This window comes from Veillonella rodentium, assembly GCF_900187285.1.
Classification (GTDB): domain Bacteria; phylum Bacillota; class Negativicutes; order Veillonellales; family Veillonellaceae; genus Veillonella; species Veillonella rodentium.
In genome coordinates, this window is sequence record NZ_LT906470.1 from 1,643,779 (window position 1) to 1,657,860 (window position 14,082).

The following is a 14,082-nucleotide window of genomic DNA, read 5'->3' on the forward strand; positions in this document are numbered from 1 at the left end:
AATGAAATTGAACAAATAAAAAATCCATAGTGAACCTTGTGTTATGATTTAGGTGCCTAATCAAAATATAACCGAGGTAATCACTATGGACTACAATAATCATAACACGACATTACGCACAAACAAACACTTAAACTTCGAAGAACGATTTTATTTAGAAAAGAGAATCGTTCTAGGAGACAGTATTACTGCAATTTCACGTGCACTGGGCCGTTCCAGAACAACTATTTATACAGAATTAAAACGCGGTACTGTAATTCAAATTCGACAAGGTAAATCTCAACTTGTATATTTAGCTGATTCTGGACAGGCAACCTATGAAAGACAACGTATGGGCTCCTTTAATACCATGAGAGTTGGTGCTATAGAATCTTTTATAAATTGGATTGAAAGCAAAGTTCTAAATGATCATTGGTCCTTTGATGCTGCTGTTGGATATGCTAAACATAAGGGTTTGTTTGTGCGTAATGAAATGGTTTGTGCTAAAACTTTATATAATTATCTTCACAAAGGTGTATTGGGAATAAAAGCAATTGATTTACCATTGGTAGTACGGCGTTCCCAACGAAAATCTACTTCTAGAAAACATAAGCGAGAACTTGGTAAATCCATAGAGCTTCGTGATCCTAATATTGAAACGCGCGAGGAATTCGGACATTGGGAATTAGATACCGTCCGTGGAATAAAAGATAAGACAGACCATGTTTTAATCTCTTTACTTGAGCGTAAAAGCAGATTGTATGTGGCTTTACGATGTCCATCAGCACGGGCTACTGATGTAAAAGAAACACTGCATGCATGGTTAAATACGTTTAAAGATGTTAATCTAGCCTGCTTATGTAAAACAATAACTGCAGATAACGGTTTAGAGTTTTCAGAGATATCTGATTTAGAAAATGAAACTTTGTCTATTTATTTTGCTCGACCTTATTCTGCTTGGGAACGTGGATCGAACGAAAGGCATAATGGTTTACTTCGTAGATGTATACCGAAAGGAATGCCAATAAAAGCCGTTTCAGAGGAAACAATTCAACGAACACTTCAATGGTGTAATAATTTGCCACGCAAGCTTCTAAATTATAGAACCCCTTTGGATGTCTTTCTTGAAGAAGTTAATAAAATTGTAGATTTGGATACTGTTCAATTTCATATTGCAATTTAAGAAAGATTTTGTTTCCTCTTTTTATACTATATGGGGGAAGTATTTTTTGCATAGGCTATATAGAAACAATAGAACAACTTTATATTCTATATAGTATATCTGAAATATTATTATTTACAGCCGTTGTTTTAGTTCATGCATATATACAATCTATTTTTTCACAGGAAGAGTTAACATTAGCTAGCGATTCTGTAAGTACAGGCTTCTCTATTGGATCAATATTATCAATAACTATATTTACAAACTTAGCAAATGTATTACCGCTACATGATGTATTTTTTATATGTGGACTGGGGATAATCATAAGTACCGTTATTATAATAAGCTATACTCGATTAAATCAAGAAAGATAAATTTTATGATAATTATTTGATTTACCCTTTTATAAATAATACACACATAATATATAAAAAATCCGCAGTGCGTTGCACTGCGGATTTTTGCACCAAATTATTTGGAGTACAATTCGACGATAAGTGTTTCGTTAACTTCGATAGGAAGTTCTTCACGTTGAGGAAGACGAGTGAAAGTAGCTTTGAAGCCGTCCAAATCTTTTTCAATGTAAGGAAGTTCGAAAGAACGAAGTTCTTGGAAGTTAGTTTTGAACATTTCGTTGTCACGAGATGCTTCGCGTAATTCGATTACATCGCCTGGTTTGCAGGAAAAGGAAGGAATGTCTACGCGACGACCGTTTACCAGGATGTGACCATGGTTTACCATTTGACGAGCTTGACGAATGGAGTTACCGAAACCGATGCGATATACAAGGTTATCAAGGCGTTGTTCCAAAAGGATCAACATATTTTGACCTGTAACACCTTGCATTTTTTTCGCTTTATCATAATAGCGTACGAACTGGCGTTCTAGCAAGTTGTAGTAAGCTTTAACTTTCTGTTTTTCTAATAATTGTGTGCCATACTCAGACATTTTCTTCTGACGTTGGTCTTTCTTGACGCGATTCAAGGCTTTTGCGTGACCGAATACGTTCACACCAAAGCGACGACAAAGTTTGAATCGAGCCTCTCTTCTCGTTGCCATGTGATTATCACCTCATAGTTTAAATAAAAAAATCCGTACCTACACATAAAGGTACTTATAAATAATATCACTTCCCCCTAACCATGTCAATTAGTGATACCTGTGAAAGTTATTGAAACAAATGCATAACGATCTTTTGAAAGTATAACTTTTACGATAAACCTGTCTACTATATCGATTCCGCATGATTCATCGCATTTTGTAGATTTAGATGAAAAAATACTTGTGATATGCTACAATACGATTAAGTAAGGTAATAGTTAGCATGGGAGTTTTATGATTAAATTGGGGGATCCATATGAAAGAATTACCTACAATGCAAGAGCTGCAAAGTTTTATTACCTATAATAAAACAGGTAGCTTTACATTAGCTGCACAATCTATGAATATTACACAGTCTGCTTTCAGCGCTCAAATGAAAAAATTGGAGCGCTTAATAGGCGTGAAATTAATATCCCGCTCGACACGAGGCAGTCGTTTGACACCGGAAGGCGAATTGTTCCTGCCTGAAGCGGAGCAAGTACTGGATACATTGGAACGGGCGATTCAATCCATCCGGCTAGCGAGCAAGGTGGAACGACCTATCCTGAATATCGGCGTACTACGCAGCTTGGGCGATATCCGCCTGAACGGCTATGTATCACATTTTTTCCGCAATCATCCGGAATTCTCCGTCAGCATCTATGATATGGAAGAAGAAGAACTGATGCTCGACTTGCGCGAGAACCGCATCGACATCGCCCTTCTCTATTTACCGAACAATAAGGATATGTCCCTGTATGAATCAACGGCGCTTCGTGAGGATGAGTTCGTCTATTATGCACCGAATCTGATTGAAGGTATGAAAACCGCCAGTCTCAAATCGATTCAGCAGCAGCCGTTGCTCATGTATCCGCCTAAATACTTTATGTATCGTACATTAAAAAACTATGTCGGCAACGGACAGCAGAATATCCATATCCGCGGCAGCCGGTTATCCAATCCGTACACGATGATCGACTACTGTCAGAAGAATAACTCCGGTTGTATCGTGGCTCGACAAATCCTGGATTCCTTAAACATTTCGGACGGTTATGTTCCGTTGGAAAAACCGTTTAAATTACAAGTATGCTTTGCATTTAAGAAAAATAACTCCAAAACGGAAACCATGAATACATTCATGGATTATGTACAACGTGAATCCCCTGCACAAATATGATTATGCTCTTATCAATTCTATTCTTTATACTCGCAGGCCTCGCCGAAATCGGCGGCGGCTATCTCGTGTGGCTTTACATGCGCGATGACAAAGGTCCTTTATATCTTCTGGCCGGTGCGCTCATACTCATACTATACGGCATCATCCCCACCTTTCAGCCGGAGGCGAATTTCGGAAAGGTCTACGCCGCATACGGCGGTGTATTCATCGCCCTCTCCATCCTATGGGGGTGGCTCATAGACGGATTACGTCCCGATATGCATGATATTCTGGGCGGACTTGTCTGCCTCGTCGGCGTTTATATCATCATGTATGCACCAAGGTAAGATGATATGTATAGCCGGAATATAAAACGATATATATACGTCGACATAAAACGATAAAAGCGGTTGTCCGAAGACAACCGCTTATTTTGGTGGACGATGACAGGATCGAACTGCCGACATCCTGCTTGTAAGGCAGGCGCTCTCCCAGCTGAGCTAATCGTCCATGTTGGTGACCCGTCCGGGAATCGAACCCGGGATACCGCCGTGAAAGGGCGGTGTCTTAACCGCTTGACCAACGGGCCGCAATTGGTGACTCACCCGCGACTCGAACGCGGGACACCCTGATTAAAAGTCAGGTGCTCTGCCAACTGAGCTAGTGAGTCATGTAAAGTTTTGGCAGGGGTAAAAGGATTCGAACCTTTGAATAACGGAGTCAGAGTCCGTTGCCTTACCGCTTGGCGATACCCCTACATAGTGGTATACCAGTACCAGAAATAAAAAATGGCTCCCCGAGTAGGACTCGAACCTACGACCGATCGGTTAACAGCCGATTGCTCTACCGACTGAGCTATCGAGGAACATATGGAGCGGGAAACGAGATTCGAACTCGCGACCCCCGCCTTGGCAAGGCGGTGCTCTACCGCTGAGCTATTCCCGCATGTGGTGGACGATGACAGGATCGAACTGCCGACATCCTGCTTGTAAGGCAGGCGCTCTCCCAGCTGAGCTAATCGTCCATGTGGTGACCCGTCCGGGAATCGAACCCGGGATACCGCCGTGAAAGGGCGGTGTCTTAACCGCTTGACCAACGGGCCATGATTGGTGACTCACCCGCGACTCGAACGCGGGACACCCTGATTAAAAGTCAGGTGCTCTGCCAACTGAGCTAGTGAGTCATATGCCAGTAGGCAGTCTCAAAAGAGAAATGGCTCCCCGAGTAGGACTCGAACCTACGACCGATCGGTTAACAGCCGATTGCTCTACCGACTGAGCTATCGAGGAACGTATGGAGCGGGAAACGAGATTCGAACTCGCGACCCCCGCCTTGGCAAGGCGGTGCTCTACCGCTGAGCTATTCCCGCATACAGAACTGATAATTAACATAACATAATTATCAATCTGTCGTCAAGAAGAATTTAAGTCTGTCCTGACTGCCTTATAATAATATCAATTTACCTATATAGTGTCAATGGTTTTATATGAATTTTATAATCTTAGCTGGTGTTCCTACAACTACAGCGTTATCAGGTATATCTTTTGTTACCGTACTATTGGCACCTACTATAGAATTTTTACCAACAGTTACACCGGGTAATATAGTGACATTGGCCCCGAGCCAAGCATTTTCTTTAATATGAATAGGTTTTAGTTCTAAACCTCTTCGTTTATTAGGATCTATACTATGATTAACAGTTATTAATGAACACCTAGGACCTATTAAAACATGATCATCAATCTGAATGCCACCTAAATCGGTAAAGAATACATCTTTGTTAATAAAAACATGCTTTCCCACCACAGTATGTTTTCCGAAGTCCGTATGAAATGGAGTATGTACAAATACTGACGGATCAATATTAGCATCCCATAACTTTGATAATTGCTCACGTATATTTGATTGCAATGGCGGTATTTGATTCAGAGAACTATTTTCTACCATAGCAGATTCTAATAGCTGATGGATTCTTTCAAACAAATATGAGTTTTCTGGAATTGAAATAGACTTGTTTATTTTAAGTATTTCTAACCATGTAGAGGCATTCCCTAGGGCAGACTCTAGTTTTTCTTCATTAAATGTATTCATAATCATACCTTATTTTAATTAATTTACCTTATGCATATAGTATAGCTTTACTTCCTAAGCATAACAATTTACTATAATATATATCCAGACATTAGTTATTCCTATGTCTGAACTTGAAAGTAATACATTGATTATATTTATCTCAGCCATTTATATATTTTTCAAATCATAAAGTGAGGTCCCATGGAATTACGTGTACTTGAATACTTTGTTATAACGGCTACAGAAAAAAACATGACTAAAGCGGCTCAACGTCTACACATTACGCAACCAACCCTCTCCATTCAATTACGAGAATTGGAGAATGAGGTTGATACTATACTATTTGAACGTACGAATCGTGGTATAGTGCTTACACAAGATGGAGAATATTTCTTTGATAAAGCAAAACAAATATTAACTTTAGTATCTAATACGGTATCAAATTTACAGACTACAGATAATATAACCGGAATATTAGCATTAGGTGGTGCAGAAACAATACAAAATCAATTCTTATTTGATATAGTTCACTCGATTCAAAAAAAACATCCACGCATCCAGTTATCTTACACGAGTGCTAATGCTGATCATACTATGCATAACCTTGATACAGGATTAATCGAATTTGCCGTCACTATGGGTAATGTTGATACAAGAAAATATAATACTATATCTTTACCCTATACAGATTACTGGGTACTGATTACGAGAAATGATTCTCCCCTTGCAAACCTTCCCCATATAACTAACACAGACTTGTATGAGGAGCCATTAATTATATCAGGTCAAACGAATGCAGATTTATTTATCGCTTCATGGGTTGGAAAACCATTGGAGGAAATACATATTGCAGGTTATTATAATCTCGTTTATAACGCATCTGTTATGGCAAGAGCTGGCATCGGCTCAGTACTTACTGTCGAGGGCCTCATAAATACAGAGGGAACAAATCTTGTTACTATTCCATTATCACCAAAACTCGACATTGGCTGTCACCTATTATGGAAGAAGAATACCGCCCTTTCACCTATAGGAAAACTCTTCTTAACACAATTACAACAGCACATAGAACAATATACTGAAAATCGCTAATTAAATATTAGGCAGTACAACTTAGAGAAATACCCTCTGTTGTTAGAACAAATACTAACAACAGAGGGTATTTCTACTTATAGTTATATTATTTATCTAAATTAGTACGGAAGAAATCCGCCATTTTTTGAATAGGAATGAGCTTTAAGTTGTCATATAAATCTACATGGTTTGCCCCTGGAACAACTACTAACTCTTTATTAGGGCCTGCTTTTTTGTAAGCATTTTCAGAGAAGTATCGGGAGTGAGCTTTATCGCCTGTTATAATCAAAATAGGACGATTACCCAGTTCGTCTATATGTTCCATCAATTCAAAATTAAAGAAACCGTATTTAGCTCGATTGTCCCACATTGTATTGGAATTAATAGAACGTGGGTGATATGCCCGATCACGATAATAATTATAAAACACTGTAGTTACAGGATCCGCATCTGCAGGTAATGTTTCCGGTAATATACGAGTCCCTTTATCTACATAACCTTGTGCATCCACCGGCATCTCATGTAAAGAGCGAATTTGTTTACCGCTATCAACACCTTCCCAGCGTTCTTTCGCCATTTCCCGCTTAACTGCTTCGCGTTGTTCTGGCGTATAATAAGCGCCATTATAATGATCACGAATACTTTCAGCCATATCATACATAGCAGTTGTAGCAACGGCCTTGATACGCACATCATTGATAGCAGCTGTCACGGCCGGGCCGGATAAACCGCAGATACCCAATGCTCCGATACGGTCACGATTTACAAAATCAAGAGTTCCTACAAAATCAACAGCCGCACTAAAGTCCTCCGTATAGATTTCCGGAGATGCCATATCACGTACAGCACCGCCACTTTCACCTGTAAAAGACGGATCGAATGCAACTGTTACAAATCCCTGTTTTGCCAGTTCTTGTGCATGTAAACCGGAGGACTGCTCCTTAACCGCACCAAATGGTCCGCTAATTACGATGGCATCATATTTTTTAGATGCATCAAAATCTTTTGGTAAATACATATGACCGACTACTTCGATACCAAAACGATTTGGGAATCTCACATCGACAGCTTTAATATTCTTATCAACAGCGAATACACGTGTATCTTCCTTAATAGAATCACTGACCGTCGCATTTTGTAAATGAGCAGCTTCTTGTAGATTATCGATAGTTGTTGCTGCAAATGAATTTGTTATTCCCATAGAAAATCCCCCCAATGCTAAAGCAGATGTTAAAATTGCAATTTTAGTAAGTTTCTTCATATTTCCTCCATTAATAAGGCTTTAGACCTTACAAGTTTTTAATCACTAAATCTTGTGAACTTAGTATAACTTCAACTATCTAATATAACAATTTTATATACTTAATATCTAGATATAATTATTCTTAATGTCAGATAAAATAAAAATACCAGAGAATCATAATAATATTTACAATATCTCTGGTATTATTCATATGCCTATATGAAGGCTAATAATCTATCTATTCTTTATTCTTTTGTCTACCTTTACCGACCCCATCTTCAGCTGCTTGTACCTCCGCTTCAACGAAGGTTTTCATATCATTAAGCATATGCATGGACGCATCAATAACAGATAGTCCCATCGTTGAACCTAAAGCTTCATCTATTTGCAAATTATAGTATAAACACGGTTTTACCTCAAGGAATCGACATTGCTCCTTATGAATCGGTTCATCATAGGCGGCAGATGGGAATACATAATCCATAACTAACGGGTCAATGGTAACGGCAGCCAAAACAGCGGCACCGGTTACGGCATTATCAAAAACTACAGCCATACGATGACCGGCAGCACCTAAGATAAAACCCGTCAGGAATGCAATATCTAATCCCCCTGCTACGTGAAGCAAATGCAATACCGCATCACGGCGCTCGCTTTCACTCAAAGCAGACCAGTCATCCACAGCAATGTTAAAACGATCCACAAAGGAATGAATCTGAGCAGCTCGTTGCTCTACCGTAGGACCGCACTCTGTATGAACGAGAATATCATCATACGCACAACCCGTAATGGTGGCAGTCGTTACTAAAGCGTCCAGAAACGCTCGTTCCCCTATATTACCGATAGCTACGACCTGTAATCCATCATCGTGTAGTTTATCAGCATACGTAAAGCCGAGGTCAATAGCACGGTCTAATTCCTCTCGGGAAATGACAGGCTCCACTCCAAAGAAATGGGAACCCTTACGGACTACTTTTGTATCAATATGCTCCAAACGGGATGTATCCTGCTCAAGTCCGACATTGACAACATGTACATCGGCATTTAATTTAAAAGCCGCCCCCTGTGTTGCCGTCGTTCCTTCATTAAAATGTTTTATGGCAGCGTAACTTTCACTACCGTGTTGACTATTTTGCGGGCCATCTACCAAGTGATCCGCCGCCACAACAAGCACACCATGGCGCAAATGATTCGGTTTCGGATTTCCAAGAATCCCTGCAAAGCGTTCCGCTATAGTTTCTAACGTAGCGAGGCTATAAATAGGTTTTGTCAGATTATCAATACGTAAACGGCATGCCTCCATGGACGGTGCATGCAACGGTTCTATTGTGAAAGTTCTCATGCCCTACCTCCTGTAACAGCTGCATACATATGAACGGCAAGGTCCAACATACCCATTTGAATAGAGCCGCCCGACGCCTCTCCGAGACATAAGCCCAAATCGACATATGCCGTAAGGCCCAGATTTTCCAAAGATGATTTAGCCGCTTTTTCAGCGGACAAATGAGATGCCATCACATAGTCCATCGCATAAGGCGCCAAATGCTTCGCCACCAATGCACAGGCGGATGTATTGAAACCGTCGATAATAACTAGTGCATGATTCGCCGCAGCCCCTAAAATAACGCCTACGATGCAGGCAAATTCAAAGCCGCCTACAGAGGATAAAATTCCGATGGCATCATTTTTCGGAATATCCTTATATTTTTCCAGTACGTCATGAACAATGCGTTGCTTTAATTTAAGGCGCTCATCGGAAATATTCGTTCCTCGACCTGTCGCCTCTTCCGCTGTAAGTCCTGCAAACTTAGCCGTCATAAGCGCACTGGCCGTAGTATTTGATATGCCCATTTCACCAACAAGAAACACATTATAACCATCTCTGATTTTTTCCTCCACGAGGCGGATTCCCGTTTCAATACCTTCAATAGCTTGCTCACGTGTCATGGCCGGCTCTTCCACAAAATTCTTCGTCCCCATACCGAGCTTATGACTGCGAAGCCCCGGCACCCAACTCATATCCGCATCGATCCCCATATCGATAACTTCCATTTGAGCACCGCAGTAATTCGCCAGGGAATTAGCCCCCGCCCCTTTAGGAATCAGGTAATTTTGCGTCATGCCGACAGTGGTTTTCTTTGGATATGCGCTGACACCCATGTCGGCCACGCCATGATCCGCCGAAGCGATAATCATACACGGCTTCGGCACCGTAACGGAGTCTTGATTCGTGGCGGCCCCATACTGAGCCACTATATCCACCAGGCGTCCGTATTGTTCGACCGGCGATGCCGCATTCCATCGATCTATAATATGTTGCTCAATCTCTGCGCTGCGTTTCTTAATCGCACTGCAGGTTTCTTGTAACAAACCCATATAATCTCCCTTATCAGATTTTAATCTATCCGTCTTAATATCAGCTTCTTCTCCTTTTAGCTGTCTTTGATTTGACCCGTCAGATACGGCAGGGTATTTCGTATATCCCGGCTGCGCTCCAGATAGGCTTCCAGCGCCGCCCCGTCGTCATCCTGTGAAAGTATCTCCTTTACCCGAAGAATTTCTTTTTCCATCTTCCCCAGGCCTTCAAGAACATTATGGCGATTACCGTAAATGATTTCTCGCCACATGGACGGCAATCCGCCGGCTACACGGGTGCAATCGCGAAATCCGCCTGCAGATAATTTCATACGTAGTTCTCCCAGCTCATCACCACCGGAAACCTGTGTCAGCATAGCCGCCATTAAATGAGGCATATGACTGACCATGGCCAAGTACGCGTCATGTGCGTAAATGTCGACAAACTCGATGCGGGAACCTAATGCACGGCCCATATCCGCCAGCTCCTGAGCTATAGCTTCACTATATACGTCGGAGGCCTTGTCTTCTAATACGATCCAGCCCATACCTTTGAACAGATTTTTATGAGACACTTCATAGCCGCCCTTTTCGGAGCCCGCCATGGGATGAACGGATACGAAAAAGGTCCCCTTCGGAATCGATTCATATACGGCACGTACAAAATTCTCTTTTGCACTGGATACGTCCGTCACCACCTGCCCGGGTTTAAAAAGATGAGCCACCTCCTTGAACAGGCGTGCATTAGTATCAGGAGGCAAGGAAAATACGACCATATCCGACGCTTCAATGAGGGGTTCCACCTCTGTCCACGCTGATTTTACGACACCGTCCTGCAAGGCCGCATCACAAACCTCCTGACGACGGGCATACCCTACCACCTCATAATCCGTATATGCTTTCAAAGCCTTCGCCAACGAACCTCCCAACAGGCCGAGTCCGATGATACCAACAGTCTTGCTCATATAAACCTACTTTCACAAACTATAATATGGAACTACAATGACCTTATTATATCATGTTCTACGCCCCTATGTGACAAAACAAAACGTGCCATCCGCAGATGACACGTTTCATCATTGATATATACGCCGCATCCTTAACGGGACGGCTATATATTGTAAAAGTATTATTTAAATTGGTTGCAAAGGCTGTCAAATAGAGCTTGATCAGGTTTTACAACATCCTCTGTCAATGGATGAGGATGAGGGCCGCCGTTAGCGTCAGCCATTGCTTTTTCAAAGGATGGTCGGCTATTATCCTGGTAGAGTAAGCCCGTTACCAAACCTTGCGTTTCGCTCAATACCTTGAACGCCGCTGCGCGATCTGTCGGATCATATCCTTCAGGCAATGCAGTCAAGTGTTCCTTAAACCAATCATAACTGTTGTGTTTATTATAAGTAACACAAGGGCTGAATACATTGATGAAGGAAAACCCTTCATGGTCCATCGCCTGTTGAATGAGATCAACTAATTCCGCGCGATTAATCATATAACCTTGCGCCACGAATGTAGCACCGGCGGCAATCGCCGTTTCACATACGGATAACGGCGTTTCAAAGGCCCCACGAGGCGTCGTTTTTGTAACGAAGCCGATATCGGAACGAGGGGATGCCTGTCCTTTGGTCAAACCGTACACATGATTATCCATTACGATGTATGTCATGTTTACGTTGCGTTTGAACGCATGAATCGTATGTCCCATGCCGATAGCAAATGCATCGCCGTCACCGGAGCATGCAATAACTTCCAAATCCTGATTAGCAAGCTTTACGCCTTGTGCATAAGGAAGTGCACGGCCATGAGTTGTATGTGCGCCATATGCGTAGAAATAACCGCCGATACGACTGGAACAACCGATACCGGAAATAACGGCCAGTTTTTCCGGTGGAATATTTTTAGCTACTACGGCATCGGTAATCGCAGCTTGCACCCCATAATGGCCACAGCCCGGACACCAGTTAGGACGAATATCGTTTCTGTAATCTTTAGCTGTTGTCATATTATAGGACCTCCTTGATCGCATTTTTCACATAACTTTTTGTGAATGGATTACCATCGTATTTCAAGCAGCTGGAAATTTTATGTTTCTTATGCATGTTGATTTTAAATAGGTTGGTCAATTGACCTGTTTTATTGTGTTCTACGATGACTACTTTCTTCGCAGCATCCATGAACGGTTGCAACTGTTTAGCCGGGAACGGTTTAATCAAGCGCAATTGCAAGTGGTTAACCTTAACCCCTTCCTGATCAAATTCCGCTACCGCTTCTTCAATAGCACCACGACTGGAAGCAATCCCTACAACGAGTACATCCGCTTCATCGTATTTTGCATTATTCAAGAACGGTTCATAATTATCCGCTACAGTTTCCAATTTACGGAAACGTTTATCCGTTTGTGATACGTGCATCGTAGGCGCTTCCGCCGGTTTACCTTCTTCATTATGTTCAAGACCGGTCGAAAGGAATAGACCGTTTTTCATGCCCGGAATTGTGCGAGGGGAAATACCGTCCTCAGTCAATTCAAAGCGTTTGAAATAATGAGGTTGTTCCAATGCGGGAAGATCGGATTCCTTCATCATCTTACCGCGGTTGATAGGCACGCGGTTCAAGTCAAAGGAAGGAACGGACTGTTTATTCAAGCCTTGTTGTAAATCCGGCATAAAGATAACCGGACATTGATACATTTCAGCCAAGTTGAAAGCTTTCTGGATTTCATAGAAACATTCTTCGATAGATGTAGGGGAAATTACGATGCCCGAATAATCACCGTGTGCATTGTAGCAAGCCGCATCGATATCGGACTGTTCCACCTTGGTAGCCATCCCCGTGGATGGGCCCGAACGCTGTACGTCGATAACGACCATCGGAAGTTCAGCCATGGATGCCATGGATAAGGATTCCGCCATGAGGCTTAATCCCGGGCCGGATGTACATGTAAAGCCGCGAACACCGGCATACACACCGCCCATGGCAGTCATGCAGGCCGCGATTTCGTCCTCTGTCTGAACGATGGTGGCACCCAATTTATCCATGTTCTTAATCATATATTCCATAACTTCCGATGCCGGTGTAATCGGATAGGATGCCATGAAACGGGACCCCGCTGCAATCGCACCGAGTGCACAGGCTTCGTTACCTAATAAGAACATTTGATCTTTCTTACCCGGAGCCGGCAATGTATCGATATCCACATCGCCCAACTGTTCCATAACCAGGCCGTGACCGTCATCAAAAGCCTGTAAATTCTTATCTACGATTTCCTGAGATTTTTTTGCAAATTTGGCAGTAATGGCATCCTTGAACATCTTCGTATCAAATCCGAGAAGCGCTACGGACATGCCGAGAGCAACGATATTACGCATCAACAAAGAGCCTTGTTTCATCGCTGTTTCGGAAATAGGCAGGGACAAACAGTGAACCTTGGAGCCTTCAAATTTGGAAAAGTCCGGATTTACCTTGCTGTCACAGATGATATAGCCGCCATCACGAACCTCACCGCCATGCATGTCCACGGTTTCCTGATCCAAAGCAAGCAGGAAGTCGACACCTTCACCGATGGACATAATTTGTTCCAATGCTACACGCAATGCAAATGTAGTATGTCCCCCCTTAATGCGGGATGCGAATAAACGTTGACTATATAAAGAGTACCCTTCTTTAGCGAGGATTGTGGCCATGATTTCGCCACAGCTCTCGATACCTTCACCTTGTTGGCCGCCCATTTTCCAGATAAAATCTTTACGCTTTTGCAAGAGATTCACCCTCCTTAGGATAAAATTATACTGCTGACAAGAGTCTATCGTACTTATTTAACCGATATACACGTAACAAACCTGTCTTACAAAGTCATTGTATCATGTCTAAAATCGCTTTACAATGTATCATTTCACATAATAATAGGTATAAATCAGCGTATTATAACCAAAATCTATAAATAAAAAGAGGTACTGTAATAAC

Annotated in this window: 12 protein-coding genes and 11 tRNA genes; 4 read left to right on the top strand and 19 right to left on the bottom strand. The window is 42.0% G+C overall.

Annotated elements, in window-relative coordinates; all coding sequences use genetic code 11:
- The first annotated feature begins 85 nt into the window (after positions 1–85).
- On the top strand, positions 86–1,162 hold the full coding sequence (locus CKV62_RS07525; protein WP_095066396.1) for an IS30 family transposase: 1,077 nt from the start codon (positions 86–88) through the stop codon (positions 1,160–1,162).
- A 450-nt stretch (positions 1,163–1,612) separates the two neighbouring features.
- On the opposite strand, the gene rpsD is transcribed toward CKV62_RS07525, so the two are convergent.
- Entirely contained in the window at positions 1,613–2,200 is a 588-nt protein-coding gene (gene rpsD / locus CKV62_RS07535; protein ID WP_008602541.1) for a 30S ribosomal protein S4, read from the bottom strand.
- Positions 2,201–2,498: 298 nt separating this feature from the next.
- Between rpsD and CKV62_RS07540 the strand changes: the two genes are divergently transcribed.
- Together CKV62_RS07540 and CKV62_RS07545 are read left to right on the top strand one after the other, a co-directional pair.
- Positions 2,499–3,398 (top strand): LysR family transcriptional regulator, encoded by a 900-nt coding sequence (locus CKV62_RS07540; RefSeq protein ID WP_095066397.1) that lies wholly within the window; start codon positions 2,499–2,501, stop codon positions 3,396–3,398.
- 2 nt (positions 3,399–3,400) lie between these two features.
- Positions 3,401–3,724, top strand: coding sequence for a YnfA family protein (locus CKV62_RS07545; RefSeq protein WP_095066724.1), 324 nt, complete (start codon positions 3,401–3,403; stop codon positions 3,722–3,724).
- An 87-nt stretch (positions 3,725–3,811) separates the two neighbouring features.
- Here CKV62_RS07545 and CKV62_RS07550 read toward each other — a convergent pair.
- From CKV62_RS07550 to CKV62_RS07605, 12 genes are all read right to left on the bottom strand, one after another.
- Positions 3,812–3,887 (bottom strand) — tRNA-Val (locus CKV62_RS07550).
- A 4-nt stretch (positions 3,888–3,891) separates the two neighbouring features.
- Positions 3,892–3,966: transfer RNA gene (locus tag CKV62_RS07555), tRNA-Glu, on the bottom strand.
- Positions 3,967–3,971: 5 nt separating this feature from the next.
- Positions 3,972–4,047, bottom strand: a tRNA-Lys gene (locus tag CKV62_RS07560).
- Positions 4,048–4,058: 11 nt separating this feature from the next.
- Positions 4,059–4,133: transfer RNA gene (locus CKV62_RS07565), tRNA-Gln, on the bottom strand.
- Positions 4,134–4,166: 33 nt separating this feature from the next.
- Positions 4,167–4,242: transfer RNA gene (locus tag CKV62_RS07570), tRNA-Asn, on the bottom strand.
- Positions 4,243–4,247: 5 nt separating this feature from the next.
- Positions 4,248–4,322 (bottom strand) — tRNA-Gly (locus CKV62_RS07575).
- A 3-nt stretch (positions 4,323–4,325) separates the two neighbouring features.
- A tRNA-Val gene (locus CKV62_RS07580) sits at positions 4,326–4,401 on the bottom strand.
- A 3-nt stretch (positions 4,402–4,404) separates the two neighbouring features.
- Positions 4,405–4,479: transfer RNA gene (locus CKV62_RS07585), tRNA-Glu, on the bottom strand.
- A gap of 5 nt (positions 4,480–4,484) precedes the next feature.
- A tRNA-Lys gene (locus CKV62_RS07590) sits at positions 4,485–4,560 on the bottom strand.
- Between the two features lie 30 nt (positions 4,561–4,590).
- Positions 4,591–4,666 (bottom strand) — tRNA-Asn (locus CKV62_RS07595).
- Positions 4,667–4,671: 5 nt separating this feature from the next.
- Positions 4,672–4,746, bottom strand: a tRNA-Gly gene (locus tag CKV62_RS07600).
- A gap of 113 nt (positions 4,747–4,859) precedes the next feature.
- On the bottom strand, positions 4,860–5,468 hold the full coding sequence (locus tag CKV62_RS07605) for a sugar O-acetyltransferase (protein ID WP_095066398.1): 609 nt from the start codon (positions 5,466–5,468) through the stop codon (positions 4,860–4,862).
- Positions 5,469–5,651: 183 nt separating this feature from the next.
- Between CKV62_RS07605 and CKV62_RS07610 the strand changes: the two genes are divergently transcribed.
- Positions 5,652–6,542 carry a LysR family transcriptional regulator gene (locus CKV62_RS07610; RefSeq protein ID WP_095066399.1) on the top strand — a complete coding sequence of 297 codons (891 nt, stop codon included), beginning with the start codon at positions 5,652–5,654 and terminating at the stop codon, positions 6,540–6,542.
- Between the two features lie 88 nt (positions 6,543–6,630).
- Here the strand turns inward: CKV62_RS07610 and CKV62_RS07615 are convergent, their stop codons facing one another.
- The 6 genes from CKV62_RS07615 to CKV62_RS07640 all read right to left on the bottom strand — a co-directional run bounded on the left by CKV62_RS07615 (position 6,631) and on the right by CKV62_RS07640 (position 13,877).
- Positions 6,631–7,785 carry an alpha/beta hydrolase gene (locus CKV62_RS07615; RefSeq protein ID WP_095066400.1) on the bottom strand — a complete coding sequence of 385 codons (1,155 nt, stop codon included), beginning with the start codon at positions 7,783–7,785 and terminating at the stop codon, positions 6,631–6,633.
- A 220-nt stretch (positions 7,786–8,005) separates the two neighbouring features.
- Complete coding sequence (locus CKV62_RS07620) at positions 8,006–9,109, bottom strand: nicotinate-nucleotide--dimethylbenzimidazole phosphoribosyltransferase (protein ID WP_095066401.1); 1,104 nt, start codon at positions 9,107–9,109, stop codon at positions 8,006–8,008.
- Entirely contained in the window at positions 9,106–10,143 is a 1,038-nt protein-coding gene (locus CKV62_RS07625) for a nicotinate-nucleotide--dimethylbenzimidazole phosphoribosyltransferase (protein ID WP_095066402.1), read from the bottom strand. Before CKV62_RS07625 ends, CKV62_RS07620 begins: the two co-directional genes overlap by 4 nt.
- 56 nt (positions 10,144–10,199) lie before the next feature.
- Positions 10,200–11,087 (bottom strand): prephenate dehydrogenase, encoded by an 888-nt coding sequence (locus tag CKV62_RS07630; protein ID WP_095066403.1) that lies wholly within the window; start codon positions 11,085–11,087, stop codon positions 10,200–10,202.
- A gap of 164 nt (positions 11,088–11,251) precedes the next feature.
- Positions 11,252–12,124 carry a 2-oxoacid:ferredoxin oxidoreductase subunit beta gene (locus CKV62_RS07635; RefSeq protein ID WP_095066404.1) on the bottom strand — a complete coding sequence of 291 codons (873 nt, stop codon included), beginning with the start codon at positions 12,122–12,124 and terminating at the stop codon, positions 11,252–11,254.
- A gap of 1 nt (position 12,125) precedes the next feature.
- Entirely contained in the window at positions 12,126–13,877 is a 1,752-nt protein-coding gene (locus CKV62_RS07640) for a 2-oxoacid:acceptor oxidoreductase subunit alpha (RefSeq protein ID WP_095066405.1), read from the bottom strand.
- Between the last annotated feature and the right edge of the window lie 205 nt (positions 13,878–14,082).